Below are 21,554 nucleotides of genomic sequence, written 5' to 3' on the forward strand. Positions count from 1 at the left end.
CCTGTCCGGAAACCACGATTACGCAACATCCCCGCCATCAGGCAGCGGACAAGGCATCATGTTTTTCCTGACAAACCCTCTTCTTCTTTCGAATCCGAAATTCTGGCTTATTCTTCGGTATATCGTTCGATCGTCTGTTCGCGATCGGGACCTACTGAAACGATTTTAACGGGTACGCCCAACTGTTCTTCCAGGAAGGTGAGGTACGCATTGAACTCTTCAGGGAATTCGTCTTCGCTCTGCATCTTGGTCATGTCGGTCTTCCAACCCGGCAGTTCTACATAAACCGGCTCTACACCTTCAGTAATGTCGTAGGGGAAGTATTCGATTTCTTCACCGTTCATTCTGTAAGCTACGCATGCCTTGATGGTATCGAATGTGTCGAGCACATCGCTCTTCATCATAATCAGTTTGGTAACGCCGTTGATCATCACCGAATACTTCAAAGCTACCAGGTCGATCCATCCACAGCGACGCTTACGACCTGTCACTGCTCCGAACTCATGTCCCAGTGCTCCGATCTTCTCACCGGTTTCGTCGAACAGCTCGGTAGGGAACGGACCAGCTCCGACACGTGTACAGTAGGCCTTAAAGATACCGTATACATCTCCAATCTTATTAGGAGCTATACCCAGACCTGTGCAGGCTCCGGCACAAATGGTGTTGGAAGAGGTTACAAACGGATAAGAACCGAAATCGATGTCGAGCATCGTGCCCTGTGCACCTTCGCACAACACCGACTTGCCTTCCTTCAACAGTCCGTTTACTTCGTGCTCGCTGTCTACCAGCGGGAACTGCTTCAGGTATTCGATACCCTCGAACCAGGCTTTCTCCAGTTCGGTCAGGTCGTATTCATAGTTCAGGCTCTTCAGGATTTGCTCGTGACGGGCCTTGGCGGCTGCATATTTCTGCTCGAAGTTGTGCAGGATGTCGCCTACGCGCACACCGTTACGGCTGATCTTGTCGGTATACGTAGGACCGATTCCCTTACCGGTAGTACCTACTTTGGCATCGCCTTTGGCAGCTTCGTAAGCAGCATCCAGAATACGATGAGTAGGCAGAATGAGGTGTGCCTTCTTGGAGATGTGCAAACGCTCCTTCAACGGATGTCCGGAAGCTTCCAGCGCCTCGGCCTCAGCCTTGAACAAAGCCGGATCGAGCACGACACCATTACCGATGATATTTACCTTGTCACCTTGAAAAATACCCGAGGGGATGGAACGGAGCACATATTTCTGTCCTTCGAACTCCAACGTATGACCGGCATTCGGTCCACCCTGAAAACGTGCTACTACATCGTACTTCGGAGTTAATACGTCAACGACTTTGCCTTTGCCTTCGTCGCCCCATTGCAATCCTAATAGAATGTCTACTTTCATTTTTCTTTTTTATTATTGTTGTTCTTATTTTTCCGTTTGTTGGCACGCTCGCACCTGCTGCACAAGCCATACATATACAATGAATAGTGCGTCAGGTTGAAACGCCCCAGTCTGGTATTTTCAATAGCATGCTGCAGCTCTTCATTCTGAAACTCGGTCACCTTGCCACACTGCGTACAGATCTGATGATGATGCGTATCGCGGTTATAACATTTTTCGTACTGGGAAGATGTGCCAAACTGGTGCTTGATGACCAGCCGGGCATTGATAAGCAGAATAATGGTATTGTAGAGGGTGGCACGGCTGACACGGAAATTCTCCTGATCGGCCATCAGCGAGTAAAGCGTATCAATGTCGAAATGCCCGTCAATGGAATAGATGGTATCGAGTATGGCGTAACGTTCGGGTGTCTTGCGATGCCCGTGCGCATTGAGATATTCGGTGAATATCTGCCTGACCGTATCTTTCACATTCTGACTTTCCATATCGGGGTTCAGTTACTTACAGTTTACAAAGTTAAGCCTTTTTTGTTGAAAGCAAGTGATAATAGGGATTTTTTCTTTAGAAACTACAGAGAAAGAGAGAAAAATAGATTTCCAAAGTAAAGACATAATATCTAAAGTAAGGACATCATATAACTACTTACTACTGATAATACATTAGTATGACTACCTACTATTGATATTACTACTGATATTATTTATAGTATGACTACTTACTACTGATATTACTACTTAATTAACTACTCATAAGTAGTAACGAAGAAAATCGGGAAAAGTTTCTTTTTTTTGTAATTTTCTTACTACTTTTTTTTACAATATGAGTATCAGAAGAGGGAAAAGGAAGGAGAGAAACAAATCTTGGGCTCTTGGCTAAAAATACTAATTTTGCATACAAAAACCTGTTTCAAAAGCTAATACCTTTTGAAATACCCAACATGGCAACTTTTCGGTTAAGAAAAATTACCTCCGAAAGCCCCTTTGGAAAAATTCTCCATCGCAAATTCCCAATCCAGATTTCGCAATTTCTGAATGTTCCAAACTCACGTCTCAGAGACCAATCCATCCCCAATTCGTTAAGGGCTCAGGAATAAGTACTTAGCTATAAAACAAAACGTTCTTTCGAATTCAAAAGCCACGGAAGCGCCCTTCAAAAAAGACTTTTGCTATTATTTTATAGCTTAGTGCTTCAAACATAGGCAAAAACGCTATTAAAAAATATGTATTATGTATGAAAAACCTAAACAACAGAGCAACATAAACAGATTTTCTCCGTTATATTATCTAAAAGAGAGAAGAAGAGCATCAAAAGCAAATGATAAAATAGATTACAAAGTAAAACCATAATCCATACAAATAAGACCAGCTTCGCCATCCCATTATTTCACCATCCACTATCATAATACAGCCCTCATGGCCTAAACTTCGCTGGGATATGCCCATAGAGACAACAGGACATAGCCCAACAAGTACCCCCATAAAGCCATCGCGACAAACCCATCACAAAACACAATCAGATTATTAACCCCCAATAAATATCACGAATATGGCATTCTATAAAAAAGCATACAATAAGAAAACCGAAGTATATTATCCCCGTGCCATCACCATAGGCACCGCCATCAATACCGATCAAATAGCAGAAGCATTGGCCGACAGAAGCACCGTCACCAAAACGGACGTTAAAGCCGTATTGACGGAAATGGCAGACGTCATGTCACAATACATGGCCCAAGGCAAAAGCGTAAAACTGGAAGGACTCGGTTCTTTCCGATTAGGACTGAACACAAAAGGCGTGAAAAACGAAGAAGACTTCGATTTTCAGACACAACTGCAACGCGTAAAAGTAAATTTCACCCCCGAGACCACCTATCCTGCTTCTACAGGAGCAGCCACCCGCAGTATGGTTAGCAAAAGCCTCGAATGGATTGAATACGACAAAGCACTGACCACTCCTGACAGCAGCGAAGGAGGGACTTCATCCGGAGGTGGAGGTGAGGATCCGTTAGGATAAGCTGAACCCGTAAAAATGCAAATAAGCTGATAAAATGTAGAGGGTGTTTTATCAGCTTATTTGTGTCACGTATCAATAGCAGGATTTCTGAACTTGAAAACTTAGTTACGACGGCTTCCTATCAAGGACTACCCCCATTTGAAACTGCCTATGACAGCTTCCAGGTCCTTTTCCCACAGGCTTTCATCTTCTCTCCTATAAGATAATGTTATGACAATATTTTGGTCATCATTAAATAGTAGATAGGTGTTTACGTTTGTTTGGTAATTTTCTTCACCCTCCCTTTCGTATTCAATGTTTAGGGCATATATAGTTCCGATTCTAGCCCAACAGACATCCGGTTTTCCCAACAACTTGTAGTCGCCAACATCTACTAATTCTTGAATATAGCGAATATCCTCAATGGACAGTTCTTCTTTTTCGTCCGCTTTCAAGAAATCTCCTTTCTGCCCTTGTTCCAAATCAATAATGATCCGACAATAAGTGTTGAATGCAGAAGAGTCTCTTGCAGCCAGTCCCTTTTGGGTAAAGATGATAGGGAGACTTTTAATACGTCTCCTTTTCCAGTGATAATCGTACATATTAGGCGTATAAATGCAACTTGTATCTTTAACTTCCATCGAAGGAGGTATTTTAATGCTAAATACCCCATACATCTGATATGTATCCCAATCTTTCGTAAAAATAGACTGCTCCATTAAGACGGGTTCATCGTAATATCCCGATAAATACCGTTCCCGATTTTCTTCTTTCTTTTCTTCGACTTCCATATCGACAATAGAGCTCAATATACCCAATATCAATATGATTAATACAGCCAACGGGATTGCGTATCTATTTTTCATTGTCGTCGGAGACTTTTGAGGATTCTTTGAAACCTTGATATACCCAAATTGCAGCCAAGTATAATATAAATCCAACAATGGGAGTAACGAAGATAGCAGTCACGACATCATCCTCATCTTGCCCTGCTGCCACGATTACCGTTAAAATAACACATAATACACATAATAACCTATTGTTTCCTTCTGATAATGGGAACCAATAACTACGTGAGGGCATCTGCTTATTTTTGTTCGGATGGGTTTCTTTTATTGTCTTAATGTTCGTTTGGCGTTCATTAATGACGGGATGATTTTCCTTAGGATCAATTTCTTCTATTCTCATAATATTACAGTTAAAGTTTAGAAACAGCGAAAAGACCGAAAATGAAAGCAATAGATAGAAGTATTACCCCTGCGACAGTCCAACTTTTTTGTACTTTCTCAAATTCTTCTACCGATTTCCACGCTTTATTATTCCATGCTATTTTATTCCCTCTTACGCCTAACCAAAAAGAAATGATAAGCCCTGGAATTGAAAACAAAATCCCAATATAAGGTATATTCACAAAGCAATATAACAAGAATAACAGAAAACCTAACCCTATTTTTCCATTACCTAAACACCATATCCACCCCATTAAGAATGCACCCCAGTTGAATGAGTTGAATTTAGCAGGAAAAGTCTTCTCATCGTAAGAGACATTAAAGTTCTTCTTGCAATGACAACACTTCATTACAGCATCTTTTTCACTTAAACATCTATCCACCACTAACTTTTCCCCACAATTCGGACAGACCACCTTTTCCATATAATCACCTCCCATATTATTATCTCCAGCCCCCAAGATAGTTATAAAAACACGAAGCGTGGAACTGCAATGCCCACGTCTAAAGTTGAGGTCCTGAGAAAACCTGTGAATACAGACAGATAAGGTAATAGCAGCCCACGCTATATGCGTGAGAACCACTATGCTATCCTTGTATTCACTTATGAAATTTCTCAGGTTTCAACTTTACAAGATAAGCATAACGCTTCTTAAAATTCTAATATGTATTGTGTAGAGTCGCTACTCTTGCACGGCAAAAATATAAAAAAAGAACTGCACTCCAAAGATTTAATAAAAACTTTTGAAGTACAGTTCTTTCTTTTTTTGAATTTCCCCTTCTTACTTACGTCTTTACCCTCCTACTTCATCCTTTACCAAGCCATACAAAAGCTGTTCCGATTCTTGGGAAGAATCCTTCATCCCCTCGACACGGCGACAAACCATAAAGGCATGTTCTTCGCTGTGCTGTATGAAGCGACGAATGGCGGCCATAGCGGCACTGCGTACCTGATACCCTCCCGACAGAAAAGCACAAACTGCCTGATCGAGAAACTCATTGGCCACGCGGTCGGTCATGTCGCCCTTCTTCATCAGCAGACGGGCAATGGTCAGGAAACCGCAGACCTGTGCAAGCTCGCGTTCATCGGCAATCCACTGTAAAGCCTTGGCCGGAGCATACGGCAAATGCTGGAAAAGATTCATCGATGTAAGTTCGGCAATCTCGTTGTTGGGCATGGTGTCCACCCAGATATCGGCAATCTCGGGATAGAACGTTTCAACGGGTTGCAGCAGACCGGCCAGAATCTTGCATTCGCGAATGTCTTCTTTCCACAAGGCCTGCGCCAGCGCATGATCTTTCTCGTAAGCGGCGGCAATGCTTTTGATACGCGGCAGTTCCACACCAAAATTCAGTTTATAGACAAGACCTTTCTCGCGCATGCTTTGTGACACGGCGCCGTTCATCGAAAGGCGGAGTTGAGTCTTGATATCTTTCAGTTGTTCGTGTAAGTCCATCATTCAAATGCGGTATATAAAATCATTTTAGGCACGGGTGACACGGATTTTCACGGATTATCTTTATTTTCCTCTCCGTGTTTTTCCGTGCAATCCATGCCTGAATTATCCAAACAAAGCGACCTCAAGCCTTATTCGTTGACATAAGGCAGAGTAGCATAATCCTTGCTATAGCGAAGCATCTGCTCGGCATAACCTTCGTCGTAGGTCACCTTTACATCGGTGATATTGCCATTGGCATCGGTAACGGCCTCGTACTTCGGATTGACAAAACCTTTGTAAGGAGCCAGGTTCAGCTTCTTGTAGCGTTCGAGCACCTCGGCATGAAGTTCAGGATCAACCTTCACGGCATAGTTCTCGACCAGCTGACGGGCTGCCTCGAAATCGCCGGTTGACTTGATACGCTGTATCTCGGCCAACAGGTTGCCAAACAGAGTGCGCACTTTGGCGTAGTCGTTCACTACCACGTAGGTTTTGCCGTCTTTCTTCTTCAGTTCGACCACCTTGTCGGCAGCACCCTTCTCGTACACCCAACGGGCTATCAGGGCACGGTTGCGCATGTGGGCTTCCTCAATCTGATTACCCGGCTCAATACGCACTAACTGCGTCATCAAGCCATTCATCAGATAAGTATAGAACTGCGCCTTATAAGCATCGGCATCGGGCAGCAGGCCAAGCTCGACCAGTTTAGGATCGGCTACGTAATACAAACCGAACAAGTCGGCACGTGCTTCTTCGATGGTAGAGCCATAAGCCTTCAGTGCATCAGGATCGACACCCGGAAGCAATTTGCCGGAACCATGTCCCAGACACTCGTGCAAGTCGGTGTGAAGTTCATCGGTCAGATCGGCATATTTGTTGATGTTGTCCAGCTCGGCCTGACTATAAACGAACTCTTCATTGAAGCCATTGCCATGAGCAGCCTTGTTGTAAGCATCGGTTATGTTGCCAATGGTAACCGACTTGGAACCGTGCTGACTGCGAATCCAGTTGGCATTGGGCAGGTTGATTCCGATTGCCGTGGAGGGATACAAGTCACCGGCCAGGATGGCAGCGGTAATCACTTTGGCCGATACACCTTTTACCTTTTCTTTCTTGAACTGCTTATCGACGGGCGAATGATCCTCGAACCACTGGGCATTGCTGCTGATAATCTCGGTACGGCGGGTTGCCTCCAGGTCCTTGAAGTTGACCAACGACTCCCAGCTGGCCTTCATTCCCAGCGGATCGCCATAACTCTCGGTGAATCCGTTGACGAAGTCGATACGCGAATTCAAGTCCTTTACCCAAAGGATGGCATAGTCATCGAACGTCTTCAGGTCGCCCGTTTCATAATATTCCACCAGTTTGGCGATAACAGCCTTCTGTTCGGGCGTTTCGGCTACAGTCTCGGCCTTCTTCAGCCAATAGACAATCTTTTCGAGTGCCTGTCCGTAAAGACCGCCGACCTTCCATACTTTCTCCTGAATTTTTCCATTCTCCTTCACTAAGCGGCTGTTCAATCCGTAAGAGATAGGCGTTTCGTCCTTCGGATCCTTCATGGCATTATAAAAGTCTTCGGCTTCCTTCTGCGTCACTCCCTCATAATAGTTGCAGGCGGAAGTAAGCACCAGATCCTCGCCATCGGCCTGATTGACACGCTTAGGCATTACGGTAGGATCGAAAATCACCGGAAATATCTCATCACAGAACTGATCCAATGTCTGCCCTTCGGCCAAAGGCAGTTCGGAAGCATCGACACTGGCCAGAGCCTGCTTGAAGAATTCCGGAGTAAAGCCCGGCACAAACTTTTCGCATCCGTAATGATGATGGATGCCGTTGGAGAACCACACCCGTTTCAGATACACTTCCATTGCCTTGAAATCGGCAGAATTCTTATCGCCTTTATAGCCGGTATAAACAGCTTCGAGTGCACGGCGAATACGAAGATTGTATTTACCATTCTGGTCGAACAGAATATCGCGACCCTGCAAAGCCGCTTCAGTCAGATAGTAAACCAGTTCTTTCTGTTTCAGGGACAGGTCTTCAAACCCTGGCACCCGATAACGTAAAATCTGTAAATCAGCAAATTGTTCCACTGTATAATCAAATTTGTCTGCCTCGGCAGTTGTTGTTTTGGGATTTCCGCCACATGCAGCCAATAAAGCTACCCCAGCGGCCATCGATAATAATTGTTTCTTCATCATATTCAAAATAAGGACAAGATTCGCATTAAAATAAACTACTCAAAAAAAACAGTAGCTAATGATATCTGTATTTTTAAACGAGAAAAGGAAGTATTCCAAAACCCAGTTTCAGAATATTTCCTTTTTACGAGCTTTCCCACTTTCGCAAACTCAATTAACCATTCCCATGTTGTGTCATGAAATTAAATTTGCGAAACTCGGCCAAGCTTTATGCAAGCTTTTCACTTTTTATTTTTCTCGGCATGACGTTTACGGTAACCGTTTGGAGTCTCGCCCATATTCTTGTAGAACGCAGCATAGAACGACTGACGATTGGCGAAGCCTACCATCGTGCTGATTTCTTCTACATTTTTGTCGGCATAACGTTTATCGGTCAACAAATGCAATGCATCCTTGATTCTATATTCATTCAACAAACAAGAATAATTCATTCCAAAACGAGAATTAACCACAGCAGACAAATAACGTGTATTTGTTTGTAACTCCTTTGCCAAATCTTTGGCTGAATAATCGGGATCTCTGTACTTCTTCTGCACAACAATAATGTTCAATATTTTGTCGTACAACTCATCTGCCAATTCCGGACGGATCAAAGAACGGTAAGCAGCATTCTTTTCTTTCTTCTCGCGCAGGTTGTAAGGACGCTTCTTTGAAGTTTCTTCCTGCACTTTGTTTTCTAAATCACTCATTTTACTTAACTGGTTAGGGGTTTATTCATTTCAAGAAAATCTCAACAATTTCCTTTTATACTTTACAAAAGTCTGACATTTTTTTTTTATATGCAACTTTTTCCGTACATATTTTTAGTGCATAAACATGCAAAATATGGATATAAAGCGTCTAAAGCAGGTCTAATAAGATTTTTTAACGTATAATTGCTTTCTACACTTGACAAATTAATAATAAACAAGCATTCAAAGAATTGCAGACATTCCTGATAAATAATGTAATTTTGTCCCCTGAAACCAAACATCATTATATGCTACATACCCTCAAGACATATTTCGGTTACGACAGTTTCCGACCCCAGCAAGAAGAAATTATCCGTCACCTGCTACAGAAAAAAGATGCGCTGGTACTAATGCCTACCGGAGGAGGCAAATCCATTTGCTACCAGATACCTGCACTTCTTTGCGAAGGTACAGCCATCGTAATTTCTCCACTTATTTCCTTGATGAAAGATCAGGTAGAGAGTCTGTGTACCAACGGAATAGCAGCCGCTGCGCTGAACAGCAACAATGATGAAACCGAGAACATGCAGATCCGCCGTTCCTGCATGGAAGGCAAACTGAAACTACTGTATATCTCGCCAGAAAAACTGTTGGCCGAAGCCAACTACCTGTTGCGCGACATACACATCTCGTTTTTTGCCATCGATGAAGCACATTGCATCTCGCAATGGGGACACGACTTCCGACCCGAATATACCCAACTGGGTATTCTGCGGGAGATGTTTCCACGGATACCTATCATTGCCCTGACCGCCACCGCCGACAAACTGACCCGGCAGGACATCGTTAAACAGATGCGGCTACGAGAGCCGCGCATCTTTATATCATCATTCGACCGTCCCAACCTAAGTCTGACTGTGAAACGAGGGTATCAGCAAAAAGAGAAAAGCAAAGCGATTCTCGACTTTATAGAAAGACACCGGGGAGAAAGCGGAATCATCTACTGCATGAGCCGGAACAAGACGGAAACAGTAGCACAAATGCTACGGAAAAACGGAATACGGGCAGCCATCTATCATGCCGGACTGGAGCCAGAAAGACGAAATCAGGCACAAGAAGATTTCATCAACGACCGTGTACAGGTGGTATGCGCCACAGTCGCCTTTGGCATGGGGATCGACAAAAGCAACGTGCGCTGGGTGATACACTATAACCTGCCCAAAAGCATTGAAAGCTTTTATCAGGAGATTGGACGTGCCGGACGCGACGGACTGCCCAGTGACACCCTGCTATTTTACTCTATGGCCGACCTCATTCTGCTGACCAAATTTGCTACCGAAAGCGGGCAGCGTGATATTAATCTGGAAAAGCTGCACCGCATGCAACAGTATGCCGAAGCCGACATCTGCCGGCGGCGTATTCTGCTGAACTACTTTGGCGAACAGCGAACGCACGATTGTGGTAATTGCGATGTATGCAAAAACCCGCCCGAGCGCTTCGACGGTACCATCATCGTACAAAAGGCTTTAAGCGCCATCGCACGTACCAACCAGCAGGTAGGCACACAAATGCTGATAGACATTCTGCGAGGCAACCTGAACGCAGAGCTGAAAGAGAAAGAATACCATCAGTTGAAAACATACGGAGCAGGACGAGACATCCCTGCCCGCGACTGGCAAGACTATCTGCTGCAAATGCTACAACTGGGATACTTCGAGATAGCCTATAACGAAAACAATCATTTAAAGATTACTCCTGCCGGCAACGACGTACTCTTCGGCAGGGAAAAAGCAAGTCTGGTAGTCATCAGACGCGAAGAAACAAAAGATAAGAAACAAAGCAAATACAGAAAGGTTGTCAGTACGCCTCAACTCCCCCTCGCCGGCATCGAAACCGGAGAAGAAGAACTGTTCGAAGCATTAAAAGCCTTACGCAAGCGTCTGGCCGACGAAGAAGTCCTGCCTGCCTACATTGTATTATCCGACAAAGTACTACACCTGTTGGTGCAGCAAAGGCCAACCACTATCGAAGCATTCGGAAACATCAGTGGCATAGGCGAATACAAGAAACGCAAATACGGACAGGCCTTCGTCGAGCTTATCAGACGATTTGTCTGAGGTGTAACGCTTTATTTGCTCTGGCGCATCAAGTCGCGGACTTCGCTTTGAGGAACTCCCAACGAAACTGCTTTTTCAAAATCTTGTTTAGCCTGAGCCTTCTTCTTCTGAAGCAGATAAATACGCCCACGCATCAGATAGGCTTCGGCCTGGCTGGGGTCGAGCTGAATAGCTTTCTCCAAATCAAGCATAGCCAGATCGCTTTTCAGCATATCCAGCTCCACACCGGCACGGGCCACGTAGATAACAGCCAGTTCATGCGGCGTATAAGGTGTCGCCCCACCCTTATCGGCCAGCATTCCATCGAGTACCATCAAGGCTTCATCATACTTAGTGTCGCGCTGACAGAGTGTGGCCAGTCCCAGCCGGCCACTGTAACTTTGCGGTTCCACCTTCAGTAAAGTATCGTAATCCTGACGGGCCAACTTATAGCTTCGCTGCTGCATGTAGATATATGCACGCATCAACAAAGCCTCACGATTGTGCGGATCAAACTCCAGAACCTGAGAATAATCGGCACGGGCTTTATCGTCTTGCCCCAGTTCCAAAGCAAGCGTAGCATGATTCATCAAAATAGGAATGGACATAGGTGCGATGTTCAATGCCATCCGATAAGACTCCAAAGCCAGTTCATACCGGTGTTGCCGGCGCTGGATAGTACCCAGATTGGAAAACAGCAAGGCATTATGCGGATTGGCAGGTTCGAGCTGCAATGCCTGACGGATGTATGACTCAGCCTGCTGAAGACTGTCCTGTTCGGTCGCTGCCACCGCACGCTCGCACAATTCGTTATAAGTCTGCGCCGCAGCCGGAAGAATAGAGAAAGCTGCCAAAAGAAAAGAAAACGTAATTTTTTTCATAAGTCAAAGAAGGATTAGTAGGGAAAAAACAAATCAATACAACCCTGATGACATATAGCGTTCGCCTGTATCGGGCAAAAGTACAACAATACATTTCTCTTTCATCTCGGGCCGATTTGCCAAAACACTGGCGGCGTGAAGCGCAGCACCCGAAGAGATACCGGCAAGCAGTCCTTCGGTAGCAGCCAACTCGCGGGATGCACGGAAAGCATCGTCATCGACCACTGGAATAACCTCATCTATGACAGAAGCGTCGTAATTGCCCGGTATGAAATTAGCACCGATCCCTTGAAGGCGATGTGGTCCTGGCTTACCGCCTTCGAGTACAGGCGATGCAGCCGGTTCGACAGCTACTACACGAACCCGAGGATTATGTTTCTTCAACGCACGGGCTACTCCGCTGACTGTACCTCCCGTCCCGACTCCTGCCACGAAGACATCGACCTTTCCGTCCGTATCGGCCCACACTTCTTCGCCGGTCGTACATTCATGTACGGCAGCGTTCGACGGATTATCAAACTGTTGAAGAATAACGGCACCGGGCGTAGCATCGCGCAATGCCTCGGCTTTGGCAATGGAGCCCGCCATACCTTCGGCACCCGGTGTCAGCACAATTTCCGCTCCAAGTGCTTTCAGCAGGTTACGACGTTCCAGACTCATGGTTTCGGGCATGGTCAGCACCAGCCGATACCCTTTGATGGTAGCTACCATGGCAAGGCCAATACCGGTATTTCCGCTGGTAGGTTCAATCAGGGTTGCACCGGGTTTCAGCACACCCCGTTTCTCGGCATCTTCAATCATAGCCAATGCCGTACGTGCCTTGACACTGCCCGAAGGATTAAACATTTCAAGTTTTGCCACAAGCGGGCAAGACAAACCATGCAGACGGCTGTATGCTGACAATTCCATAAGCCGCGTATGTCCTACAAGGTCGATAAGGTTCTTTGCTATCTTCTGCATATCACAACTAATTATCTCATTTTATTTTAATATCAGTCTTCCTTTTCCAACCGCACAAAAGAGGTAAAACTGATAGTCTCCAATTGTTTAAAAGCCTCTTTTCGGTATTTGCACTCCAACGGACAGCAATCGCAACGCGAACGGTCAAAGATATTGCAAGGATCCAGATGGACAGTCAACTGAATGCGGTCAGCAAAACGCTCCTCAAGGGCAGCCTTCAGCCGGTCGCCCGATTTGTGTCCTTCTTCTATTGTATAGTACCAAGGTATGGTAAGGTCACAATCCATATACAGAAAACTTCCATACTTAATGACTTTGGTATTGTGAATATCTATCCATTCAGGACCACGCTTCTCGTTGAGAGTTTCGGCCAGCTGTTGCAACAATACTTCATCGGCTTTATCAAGCAAGTTGGCAGTAGTCTTACGTAAAATAGATATGCCGGTAAAAATGATAATACATCCGAAAAGTAATGCCAGCGCACTATCTATCCACATGATGTGCGTGAAATGCAGCAGCAACAAACCAGCTACCAACCCAATAGTAGAATAGGTATCCGACTGCAAATGCTTGCCGCCTGCCACCAGTGCAACAGATGAATAACGCTTTCCTGTACGGATACTGTACCATCCCATCGCATAATTCAGCAAACCCGAAAGTGCTACAATGATAATACCAATATCGAGCCGCTGTACTTCTACCGGAAAGAACAGCCGTTTGATACCTTCGTAAATAATCATCAGCCCGGCCATACTGATCATGATGCCTTCTACCGAAGCCGAAAGTAACTCAACCTTTCCGTGACCAAAAGGATGACTCTTGTCTTTAGGACGAGCCGACCAATAGAGTGCATACAAGCTCATGGCACCCGCCGCAACATTAACAATACTTTCAAGAGCATCGGTCAGAATACCGACAGAATCTGTCAGCCAATAAGCAACGAACTTCCCTACAAGAATCAGAAAAGAGAGGAGCAGAATCTTCTGCTGCACTCTCTGTTTCAAAACTTCTTCTTTCATCGGACTTACATCAAGCCTTCTTCAAATAATCCACCAGCCAAGCACCTACTTCTTTTGTACCATACTTGGCACCACCTTCTACCTGAATTTCGGGGGTACGAACATTGGCATCGAGCGAAGCGTCAACGGCACGACGGATAAGGGCGCCTTCTTCTTTCAAATCAAAATATTCGAAAAGCATAGCCACAGACAGTACCTGAGCCAGCGGATTGGCAATGTTCAGTCCTTTAGCCTGTGGCCACGAACCGTGGATGGGTTCGAATACCGGTGTACTCTCTCCCGTTGAAGCGGAAGGCAACAAGCCCATCGAACCACTGATCACAGAACCTTCATCGGTCAGAATGTCACCAAAAGTATTTTCGGTCACCATCACGTCGAAGAAACGCGGTTCCTGAATCATCTTCATGGCTGCATTATCCACAAACATGTAGTCGGTCGTTACTTCAGGGTATTGCGGAGCCATCTCCTGAGCAATCTGACGCCAAAGGCGGGAAGAAGCCAGAACATTAGCCTTGTCGACCACAGTAAGATGCTTGCGACGCTTCATGGCATATTCGAAACCTACGCGAAGGATACGTTCAATCTCGGGACGAGTGTAATAGTTCGTATCCCATGCCTTGTCATTATCCTGATACTTCTCGCCGAAATACATACCGCCCGTCAGTTCACGGATGCAGAGGAAGTCAGCTCCTTCAACCAGCTCGGCACGCAGAGGCGACTTATGAAGCAAACATTTGAAAGTCTGTACGGGACGAATGTTGGCAAAGAGTCCCAGTTTCTTGCGCATGGCCAGCAGTCCTTGTTCTGGGCGCACTTTGGCCGTAGGATCATTATCGAACTTAGGATCGCCTACTGCCGAAAAAAGTACAGCATCGGCATTCTTACATATATTATAGGTATCTTCGGGGAAGGGATCGCCCACTTCATCGATAGCATGCGCACCACAAATGGCATATTCATACGTCACCTTGTGACCAAACTTCTCGCAAACGGCGGTCATTACATCCACACCTACGGCGGATATTTCGGGGCCGATACCGTCACCGGCCAATACTGCTACTTTCAGTTCCATATTGTTTATTCGTTATTCTTCAGTAATTCTTTCACTTTATCTTTGTATTTTCTATTCTTACGGAGCCGACGGTCGCCTGCAATGAAACCGCACGTCAGCAAAGCTGACACCACAAGATTCACCAGCAAATTACCGTCTTTCCATTCCTTATCGGGACTGAGCCAACGCAAACCGACGTTGACACCCAGCACCAGAATGAATATCAGCACATAAAGTTGCCAAGGCTTCAATACAATCTTTCTCATCACTAATTTTTGTTTTCGTATTCGTCTTCTATCATGTTCAGCATCTTCATCGTAGCCTTGATAGCAGCTTCCGTCTGATCGGCATCAAGACCGCGGGTACGGAAAACTTTGTCATCGAAGCTCCATGTGATGACTGTCTGCACGAAAGCGTCGGTACGTCCTCCGGGCGGAATGCTGACAGCATAATTGGTCAGCATGGGGAAACGCCGTCCCAACGTGCCTTTATATACTTTACGCAAGGCACGGACAAAAGCATCGTACTGACCGTCACCGCTACTGTTTTCCTCGTACTCCTGTCCGTTGATTTCCACCTTGATGGTAGCCATCGGTTTGAGACCATAAGCCAGATTGACGATGTAACTCTTCAGTTTGACACGCTCGGTACGGACATCGTGTTTCAGGACGTCGGAAACAATGTAGGGCAAGTCTTCTTGCGTGACAAGTTCTTTCTTATCGCCCAGTTCGATGATGCGTTCGGTAACCTTGCGCATGGATTCCTCGTCCAGTTGCAGTCCCAGATCTTCCAGATTCTTACGGATATTGGCCTTACCGGAATTCTTGCCTAAAGCATACTCACGACGACGGCCGAAGCGTTCGGGCAGAAGGTCATTATAGTAGAGATTACGTTTGTTATCACCATCGGCATGAACTCCCGCTACCTGCGTAAAGACATTTTCGCCCACAATAGGTTTGTTGGCAGGAATGGCAATACCGGAGTACGACTCTACCACGCGGCTAACCTCGTTCAGACGACTTTCATCGATGCCTGTCACGGCGTTGAAGTGGTCTTTCAGAATGGCCTGTACACTGGCCAGCGGTGCATTTCCTGCCCGTTCGCCCAAACCATTGATTGTTGTGTGCAAACCGCGGCAACCACTTAACACAGCCGCCAGAACATTGGAAACGGCCAAATCGTAATCGTTATGAGCATGAAAGTCAAAGTGTGCCTGCGGATAACGCTTCTTCATCTTGCGCATGTATTCAATCACTTGCAACGGATTGAGGATACCCAACGTATCGGGCAACATGAAACGGCGAATACCCGTACCAGTCAATGCATCCATCAGCTGAAAAACATAATCGGGCGAATCTTTCATTCCATTACTCCAATCCTCCAGATAGACATTCACCTCCATATCAAGCGACTCTGCGTAATCGACTACAGCATGAATATCGGCAATATGTTCTTCGGGTGTCTTTTTCAACTGGTAGGTGCAATGTTTCATCGAGCCTTTGCACAACAGGTTGATAACACGACAACCGGTAGCATGTATCCAGTCCACAGAAGCATGCCCGTCCACAAAACCAAGCACTTCGACACGCTGCAACAAGCCCCGACGTGCTGCCCAGTCGCATATCATGCGTACGGCATTGGCCTCGCCGTCGGACACACGGGCTGAAGCTATCTCCACGCGATCTACCTTCAGCTCCTCCAACAGCAGACGAGCAATCATCAGCTTTTCATGAGGCACGAAAGATACACCGCTGGTCTGTTCGCCGTCGCGCAGCGTGGTGTCCATTATTTCTATTTTTGGATGATTCATTATTTATCAGTTATTATAGCATACAGATGACACAACGTATAAACAACCTGTGGCCATCTCGTAAAATCAGTGTCATCCGCGTACTTTCGATTCGTACTCTTCTATCTTCCCTTTGTTCTCTACAAGGAAATCGATGTCATCCAGTCCGTTCATCAGACAATGCTTCTTGTAAGCATTGATTTCGAAAGTTTCGCTACGGCCTGTCACCTTGTTGGTTACGGTCTGGGCTGGCAGATTTACTTCGACTTCAGCCTTCGGATTGGCAGCAATACTGTCGAAGAGTTCCTGCAAGAAGCTTTCGCTTACTACTACAGGCAATACGAAGTTGTTCAGTTCGTTATTCTTATGAATATCGGCAAAGAAACTGGAAATGACTACACGGAAACCATATCCGGCAATGGCCCAGGCAGCATGTTCGCGACTAGAACCGGAACCGAAATTCTTTCCGGCCACAAGAATACAACCACTGTAAGTAGGATTATTCAGCACGAAATCCTTATTCAAAGTTCCGTCGGCATTGTAACGCCAGTCACGGAAAAGGTTGTCGCCAAAGAACTTTTCCTCGCGGGTAGTGGCTTTAAGAAAACGGGCAGGAATAATCTGGTCTGTATCTACGTTCTCCAATGGAAGAGGTACGCAGGTAGAAGTTATGATGTTGAATTTCTGTTTCATCTTGATGAATGAAGAATTAAGAATGAATAATTAAGAATTTTCAGGAATGAAGAACCAAGAACAAAGAACAAACATCCGCTATATGCTGCACACAGAGGAAATTCTTCATTCTTAATTCTTCATTCTTCATTTATAAAAGTTCTCGCGGATCGGTTATCACACCCGTCACAGCAGCAGCGGCAGCAGTCAGCGGACTGGCCAGCAACGTGCGTGAACCGGGTCCCTGACGTCCTTCAAAGTTACGATTCGAAGTAGATACTGCATACTTACCTGCGGGCACTTTATCATCGTTCATTGCCAGACAAGCCGAACAACCGGGCTGACGGATCTCGAAACCGGCCTCGGCAAGTACTTTGTCCAAACCTTCTTCGCGTATCTGTGCATCGACCATCCACGAACCGGGCACCAGCCACGCTACTACGTGCGAAGCCTTTTTCCGTCCCTTTACGATGGAGGCAAAAGCACGGAAGTCCTCGATGCGGCCATTGGTACATGCTCCTAAGAATACATAATCAATCTGTTTGCCCAGCAACTGTTCGCCCGGCTGGAAACCCATATAGTCGAGCGACTTTCTGAACGATGCCTGAGCAGCCTCGCCCATACCTTCTGTAGTAGGAATGTGCTGTGTAATGCCCATTCCCATACCTGGATTGGTTCCGTAAGTAATCATCGGTTCAATATCGGCTGCATCGAAGCGTACTTCTTTGTCGAATACGGCGTTTTCATCACTTTTCAATGTTTTCCAGTAGGCCACAGCCTTGTCCCAGTCTTCGCCTTTCGGTGCATATTCCCTACCTTTAATATAGGCAAATGTAACTTCGTCGGGAGCTACCATACCACCACGTGCTCCCATTTCGATGGAAAGATTGCACAGCGTCAACCGTCCTTCCATCGTCAGGCTGCGTACAGCCTCACCGGCATATTCTACAAAATAGCCAGTAGCGCCACTGGTTGTCATTTTCGACATCATGTAGAGTGCAAGGTCTTTGGCTGTTACACCCTTGCCTAACTTACCATCCACGGTAATACGCATCGTCTTGGGCCGTGTCTGAAGTATGCACTGCGATGCCAATACCATTTCTACCTCACTGGTTCCAATACCAAATGCCACCGCTCCCATCGCTCCATGAGTTGAGGTATGCGAATCACCACAGACAATCGTCATCCCCGGCAATGTCAGTCCACGTTCGGGGCCAACCACATGTATAATACCATTCTTAGGATTCATCATGCCGAAATGTGTCAATCCGAACTCTTCGGCATTGCGAGCCAGCGTATCTACTTGCTTACGCGAAACCGGATCTTCGATAGGTTTGTCCTGATCGTGTGTCGGCGTATTATGGTCGGGCATACAGAATATCTTTTCAGGACGGAAACAACGGAGTCCACGCGCACGCAGTCCTTCGAAGGCCTGCGGACTGGTCACTTCGTGACAATAAAGACGGTCAATATAGAGTTGTGTCGGGCCGTCCTCTACCTTCTGTACTACGTGGGCGTCCCAGATTTTATCAAACAGTGTATTCATTTTCTAAAACAGTTATTTATACAAATCAATTGCTTAAGAGAAAGCTATATAATATATAAGGTATAGATCAATCCAACTTGAATTTATTGATACAGTCGATGTAGGCCTCGACAGATGCTGCAATGATATCGGTATTGGCACCGAAACCGTAATAAACACGGTTATCATATTCTACCTGCATGTGAACCTTACCCATATCATCGCTGCCCTTACTGATGGCCTGAATTGTGAATTCCTTCAATGTCATCTGGCGGTCTATAATCTTCTTCAACGCCTTAATGGCAGCATCTACCGGACCGTTTCCACTGGCCGCAGCTTCAAACTTCTCGCCCGAAATGTTCAGGCCAAGGCTGGCTACCGAACGTACACCGACACCACTGGTCACTTGCAGATACTCCAGTTTGATACGGTGATTGTGCGAACGGTCAGCACCGGCAAGTACCAGAATATCATCATCGTTGATGTCCTTTTTCTTATCGGCCAGCTTCAGGAAGTCCTCATAAACCTTATCCAACTTTTCCTGATCGAGTTTTACTCCCAGTACTTCCAGACGGTTCTTTAATGCAGCACGTCCGCTACGGGCTGTCAGGACAATAGAGTTATCATCAATGCCGACGTCGTGCGGATCGATGATTTCATAAGTCTGTACATTCTTCAGCACGCCGTCCTGATGAATACCCGAAGAATGCGCAAAAGCATTCCTACCTACAATAGCCTTGTTAGGCTGCACGGGCATGTTCATCAGGCTGGAAACCATACGGCTTGTCGGATATATTTTTTGAGTATTGATGTTCGTCTCAATATCTATGTCTTTATGGCACTTGATAATCATGGCAACTTCTTCGAGCGACGTGTTTCCGGCACGTTCGCCAATACCGTTGATAGTAACCTCCACCTGACGGGCACCGTTCAGCACGCCAGCCATGGTATTAGCAGTAGCCATTCCGAGGTCGTTATGACAATGAGTCGATATAATAGCATTGTGAATACCGTCCACATGCTCCATCAGGTACTTTATCTTTGCCCCATACTCCGATGGCAGGCAATATCCTGTTGTATCAGGAATATTCACTACCGTAGCTCCAGCTTTGATAACCGCTTCAATAACACGAGCCAGATATTCATTTTCCGTACGACCGGCATCCTCTGCATAAAATTCCACATCGTCTACAAAACGGCGCGCATATTTCACTGCTGCTACTGCCCGCTCGATTATCTCTTCACGATTGGAATTGAATTTGTATTTGATATGCGAATCTGAAGTTCCGATACCAGTATGGATACGTTTGCGCTTGGCATATTTCAAAGCTTCGGCAGCTACATCAATATCTTTCTGTACAGCACGTGTCAATGCGCAAATAGTAGGCCATGTCACAGCTTTTGAAATCTCAATCACCGAATTAAAGTCTCCCGGACTTGAAATAGGGAAACCGGCCTCAATCACGTCAACTCCCAACAATTCCAGTTGCTTTGCTACCTGAATCTTTTCCACCGTGTTCAACTGGCATCCCGGAACCTGCTCACCATCGCGGAGCGTCGTGTCGAAAATAAATAATCTGTCACTCATCTTGTTTATTGTATTTATAAGTTATGTACATAAAAAAAGCCTTTCACACAAGGAAGTGAGAAAGGCTTTATATATCTTCAACTTACATATATTCACGCACGACACTCACTTCCGCTACATCTTCCTAGCAGAATAATAATACCACACAGCAGAATATATGTAAAGTTCTGAATCATTTTCTTCTATCTTTTAAACGTTGCAAAGGTATAGAATATTTCGTAGCAAGCAAACAAATTTGTTACTTTTTCAATTAAAAAACGACATTTTATAACCTGTTGGCAATAAATTCTAGTAATATAATACAAAAAGGCACATCTATATAAAAGATGCGCCTTCTTATATTATATACTATACCTACAATTATTTGTTGGCACAGTTACTATCACAATTCTTTTTAGGGCATTCTGCTTTCTCACAGTTGCCCGAACATTTATTATCGCAAGATCCACTGCATACACTATCACCTGCACAACAAGCCTCATTAGCAGTTTTACAGCAAGCGGAGTCGCATACTTGTTCTGTTGTATCAGAAACTGTTGCAGCATTTTTCTTATTTCCACAAGATATAATGGTTAACGAAAACACCAATGCAGCAGCCAAAAATAATTTAGTCTTCATAAATCGAATCTTTTTTAATTAATAATATGCTTATATACTCCGCAAATACAATAAAAAAGCACAGTGCAACAAAAAGCATCTATCATAACCCTAAGTTTAAACAGCTTTCTCATCAAGATTCGACAAACTTATCATATCTTGGCGTACATCTATATGGATTTTATGCACTTTCCTACTGTCCTTCTAAAACTCCCCAGTTATCCCCAGCGAGTGCACCAGTTATTGCACTCACAGTGCAGTAGGCAGTGCACTCGCAGTGCAACAGTTGGTGCACTAACAGTGCAGTAACTGTTGCACTGGAACGGCACAGTTAGCGTATTTGGAAGGAACAATTCAAAAGAATAACATGCGGGATTATCGCTTTCAGGTGCGGCCTTCCCCGTGGCTTTCCGTGGCATCCGTGCCTGAAGAAAAAGGAAAGTTCCTGTGTGTATGCGGATA

The 21,554-nt window shown here is 45.4% G+C and carries 20 protein-coding genes; 2 read left to right on the top strand and 18 right to left on the bottom strand.

All coding sequences use genetic code 11. From position 1 onward, the window contains the following. Positions 1-107: 107 nt before the first annotated feature. Together Q3C19_RS12560 and Q3C19_RS12565 are read right to left on the bottom strand one after the other, a co-directional pair. Positions 108-1,379, bottom strand: coding sequence for an adenylosuccinate synthase (locus tag Q3C19_RS12560; protein ID WP_022162164.1), 1,272 nt, complete (start codon positions 1,377-1,379; stop codon positions 108-110). After that, the gene (locus tag Q3C19_RS12565) at positions 1,376-1,864 is read right to left on the bottom strand and encodes a Fur family transcriptional regulator (RefSeq protein ID WP_022162165.1); all 489 of its coding nucleotides are present in this window, start codon (positions 1,862-1,864) and stop codon (positions 1,376-1,378) included. The genes Q3C19_RS12560 and Q3C19_RS12565 overlap by 4 nt, the downstream gene beginning before the upstream one ends. A 1,060-nt stretch (positions 1,865-2,924) precedes the next feature. On the opposite strand from Q3C19_RS12565, the gene Q3C19_RS12570 reads away from it, so the two are divergent. Continuing rightward, positions 2,925-3,392, top strand: a complete 468-nt coding sequence (locus Q3C19_RS12570; RefSeq protein ID WP_302729721.1) for an HU family DNA-binding protein — start codon at positions 2,925-2,927, stop codon at positions 3,390-3,392. Positions 3,393-3,520: 128 nt separating this feature from the next. Here the strand turns inward: Q3C19_RS12570 and Q3C19_RS12575 are convergent, their stop codons facing one another. The 6 genes from Q3C19_RS12575 to Q3C19_RS12600 all read right to left on the bottom strand — a co-directional run bounded on the left by Q3C19_RS12575 (position 3,521) and on the right by Q3C19_RS12600 (position 8,932). Next, a complete protein-coding gene (locus tag Q3C19_RS12575) occupies positions 3,521-4,237 on the bottom strand; it encodes a hypothetical protein (protein ID WP_302729723.1) in 717 nt (238 codons plus the stop codon). Continuing rightward, on the bottom strand, positions 4,227-4,559 hold the full coding sequence (locus tag Q3C19_RS12580; RefSeq protein WP_302729725.1) for a hypothetical protein: 333 nt from the start codon (positions 4,557-4,559) through the stop codon (positions 4,227-4,229). The genes Q3C19_RS12575 and Q3C19_RS12580 overlap by 11 nt, the downstream gene beginning before the upstream one ends. Before the next feature lie 10 nt (positions 4,560-4,569). Then, positions 4,570-5,040, bottom strand: coding sequence for a hypothetical protein (locus tag Q3C19_RS12585; protein ID WP_288910932.1), 471 nt, complete (start codon positions 5,038-5,040; stop codon positions 4,570-4,572). A 354-nt stretch (positions 5,041-5,394) separates the two neighbouring features. Next, on the bottom strand, positions 5,395-6,057 hold the full coding sequence (locus Q3C19_RS12590; RefSeq protein WP_302729738.1) for a DNA alkylation repair protein: 663 nt from the start codon (positions 6,055-6,057) through the stop codon (positions 5,395-5,397). Between the two features lie 131 nt (positions 6,058-6,188). After that, the gene (locus Q3C19_RS12595; RefSeq protein WP_302729740.1) at positions 6,189-8,240 is read right to left on the bottom strand and encodes a dihydrofolate reductase; all 2,052 of its coding nucleotides are present in this window, start codon (positions 8,238-8,240) and stop codon (positions 6,189-6,191) included. A 224-nt stretch (positions 8,241-8,464) separates the two neighbouring features. After that, positions 8,465-8,932: an AraC family transcriptional regulator gene (locus Q3C19_RS12600; RefSeq protein WP_071148852.1), complete on the bottom strand. Its 468-nt coding sequence runs from the start codon at positions 8,930-8,932 to the stop codon at positions 8,465-8,467. A 290-nt stretch (positions 8,933-9,222) separates the two neighbouring features. On the opposite strand from Q3C19_RS12600, the gene recQ reads away from it, so the two are divergent. Then, the gene (gene recQ, locus Q3C19_RS12605; RefSeq protein ID WP_302729728.1) at positions 9,223-11,031 is read left to right on the top strand and encodes a DNA helicase RecQ; all 1,809 of its coding nucleotides are present in this window, start codon (positions 9,223-9,225) and stop codon (positions 11,029-11,031) included. Between the two features lie 11 nt (positions 11,032-11,042). On the opposite strand, the gene Q3C19_RS12610 is transcribed toward recQ, so the two are convergent. The 10 genes from Q3C19_RS12610 to Q3C19_RS12655 form a co-directional block, all read right to left on the bottom strand. Continuing rightward, a complete protein-coding gene (locus tag Q3C19_RS12610; RefSeq protein ID WP_277122854.1) occupies positions 11,043-11,891 on the bottom strand; it encodes a tetratricopeptide repeat protein in 849 nt (282 codons plus the stop codon). A gap of 33 nt (positions 11,892-11,924) precedes the next feature. Continuing rightward, positions 11,925-12,851: a cysteine synthase A gene (gene cysK / locus Q3C19_RS12615; RefSeq protein ID WP_277122853.1), complete on the bottom strand. Its 927-nt coding sequence runs from the start codon at positions 12,849-12,851 to the stop codon at positions 11,925-11,927. Positions 12,852-12,883: 32 nt separating this feature from the next. Further along, positions 12,884-13,870: a cation diffusion facilitator family transporter gene (locus Q3C19_RS12620; protein ID WP_287642303.1), complete on the bottom strand. Its 987-nt coding sequence runs from the start codon at positions 13,868-13,870 to the stop codon at positions 12,884-12,886. Positions 13,871-13,880: 10 nt separating this feature from the next. Next, positions 13,881-14,942, bottom strand: a complete 1,062-nt coding sequence (gene leuB, locus Q3C19_RS12625; protein ID WP_022162177.1) for a 3-isopropylmalate dehydrogenase — start codon at positions 14,940-14,942, stop codon at positions 13,881-13,883. A gap of 5 nt (positions 14,943-14,947) precedes the next feature. After that, positions 14,948-15,187 (bottom strand): hypothetical protein, encoded by a 240-nt coding sequence (locus Q3C19_RS12630; protein WP_022162178.1) that lies wholly within the window; start codon positions 15,185-15,187, stop codon positions 14,948-14,950. A 2-nt stretch (positions 15,188-15,189) separates the two neighbouring features. Next, positions 15,190-16,731, bottom strand: a complete 1,542-nt coding sequence (locus Q3C19_RS12635) for an alpha-isopropylmalate synthase regulatory domain-containing protein (RefSeq protein ID WP_235817051.1) — start codon at positions 16,729-16,731, stop codon at positions 15,190-15,192. Between the two features lie 72 nt (positions 16,732-16,803). After that, entirely contained in the window at positions 16,804-17,403 is a 600-nt protein-coding gene (gene leuD, locus Q3C19_RS12640) for a 3-isopropylmalate dehydratase small subunit (protein WP_022162180.1), read from the bottom strand. Between the two features lie 130 nt (positions 17,404-17,533). Continuing rightward, the gene (gene leuC, locus Q3C19_RS12645; RefSeq protein ID WP_302729733.1) at positions 17,534-18,928 is read right to left on the bottom strand and encodes a 3-isopropylmalate dehydratase large subunit; all 1,395 of its coding nucleotides are present in this window, start codon (positions 18,926-18,928) and stop codon (positions 17,534-17,536) included. Between the two features lie 67 nt (positions 18,929-18,995). Then, on the bottom strand, positions 18,996-20,495 hold the full coding sequence (locus tag Q3C19_RS12650) for a 2-isopropylmalate synthase (RefSeq protein WP_071148848.1): 1,500 nt from the start codon (positions 20,493-20,495) through the stop codon (positions 18,996-18,998). Positions 20,496-20,855: 360 nt separating this feature from the next. Further along, positions 20,856-21,113 (bottom strand): hypothetical protein, encoded by a 258-nt coding sequence (locus Q3C19_RS12655; protein WP_302729735.1) that lies wholly within the window; start codon positions 21,111-21,113, stop codon positions 20,856-20,858. Between the last annotated feature and the right edge of the window lie 441 nt (positions 21,114-21,554).

It is taken from the genome of Bacteroides sp. ET489 (assembly GCF_030518095.1).
Lineage (GTDB): Bacteria > Bacteroidota > Bacteroidia > Bacteroidales > Bacteroidaceae > Bacteroides > Bacteroides ndongoniae.

Bases quoted from the DNA above. Each gene is read 5' to 3' on its own strand.
- Q3C19_RS12635 (WP_235817051.1), bottom strand. From the start codon at position 16,731: ATGAATCATCCAAAAATAGAAATAATGGACACCACGCTGCGCGACGGC.
- Q3C19_RS12580 (WP_302729725.1), bottom strand. From the start codon at position 4,559: ATGAGAATAGAAGAAATTGATCCTAAGGAAAATCATCCCGTCATTAAT.
- Q3C19_RS12620 (WP_287642303.1), bottom strand. From the start codon at position 13,870: ATGAAAGAAGAAGTTTTGAAACAGAGAGTGCAGCAGAAGATTCTGCTC.
- Q3C19_RS12650 (WP_071148848.1), bottom strand. From the start codon at position 20,495: ATGAGTGACAGATTATTTATTTTCGACACGACGCTCCGCGATGGTGAG.
- Q3C19_RS12610 (WP_277122854.1), bottom strand. From the start codon at position 11,891: ATGAAAAAAATTACGTTTTCTTTTCTTTTGGCAGCTTTCTCTATTCTT.
- Q3C19_RS12630 (WP_022162178.1), bottom strand. From the start codon at position 15,187: ATGAGAAAGATTGTATTGAAGCCTTGGCAACTTTATGTGCTGATATTC.
- Q3C19_RS12565 (WP_022162165.1), bottom strand. From the start codon at position 1,864: ATGGAAAGTCAGAATGTGAAAGATACGGTCAGGCAGATATTCACCGAA.
- leuC (WP_302729733.1), bottom strand. From the start codon at position 18,928: ATGAATACACTGTTTGATAAAATCTGGGACGCCCACGTAGTACAGAAG.
- Q3C19_RS12600 (WP_071148852.1), bottom strand. From the start codon at position 8,932: ATGAGTGATTTAGAAAACAAAGTGCAGGAAGAAACTTCAAAGAAGCGT.
- leuB (WP_022162177.1), bottom strand. From the start codon at position 14,942: ATGGAACTGAAAGTAGCAGTATTGGCCGGTGACGGTATCGGCCCCGAA.
- Q3C19_RS12655 (WP_302729735.1), bottom strand. From the start codon at position 21,113: ATGAAGACTAAATTATTTTTGGCTGCTGCATTGGTGTTTTCGTTAACC.
- recQ (WP_302729728.1), top strand. From the start codon at position 9,223: ATGCTACATACCCTCAAGACATATTTCGGTTACGACAGTTTCCGACCC.
- leuD (WP_022162180.1), bottom strand. From the start codon at position 17,403: ATGAAACAGAAATTCAACATCATAACTTCTACCTGCGTACCTCTTCCA.
- Q3C19_RS12570 (WP_302729721.1), top strand. From the start codon at position 2,925: ATGGCATTCTATAAAAAAGCATACAATAAGAAAACCGAAGTATATTAT.
- Q3C19_RS12585 (WP_288910932.1), bottom strand. From the start codon at position 5,040: ATGGGAGGTGATTATATGGAAAAGGTGGTCTGTCCGAATTGTGGGGAA.
- Q3C19_RS12590 (WP_302729738.1), bottom strand. From the start codon at position 6,057: ATGGACTTACACGAACAACTGAAAGATATCAAGACTCAACTCCGCCTT.
- Q3C19_RS12575 (WP_302729723.1), bottom strand. From the start codon at position 4,237: ATGAAAAATAGATACGCAATCCCGTTGGCTGTATTAATCATATTGATA.
- cysK (WP_277122853.1), bottom strand. From the start codon at position 12,851: ATGCAGAAGATAGCAAAGAACCTTATCGACCTTGTAGGACATACGCGG.
- Q3C19_RS12560 (WP_022162164.1), bottom strand. From the start codon at position 1,379: ATGAAAGTAGACATTCTATTAGGATTGCAATGGGGCGACGAAGGCAAA.
- Q3C19_RS12595 (WP_302729740.1), bottom strand. From the start codon at position 8,240: ATGAAGAAACAATTATTATCGATGGCCGCTGGGGTAGCTTTATTGGCT.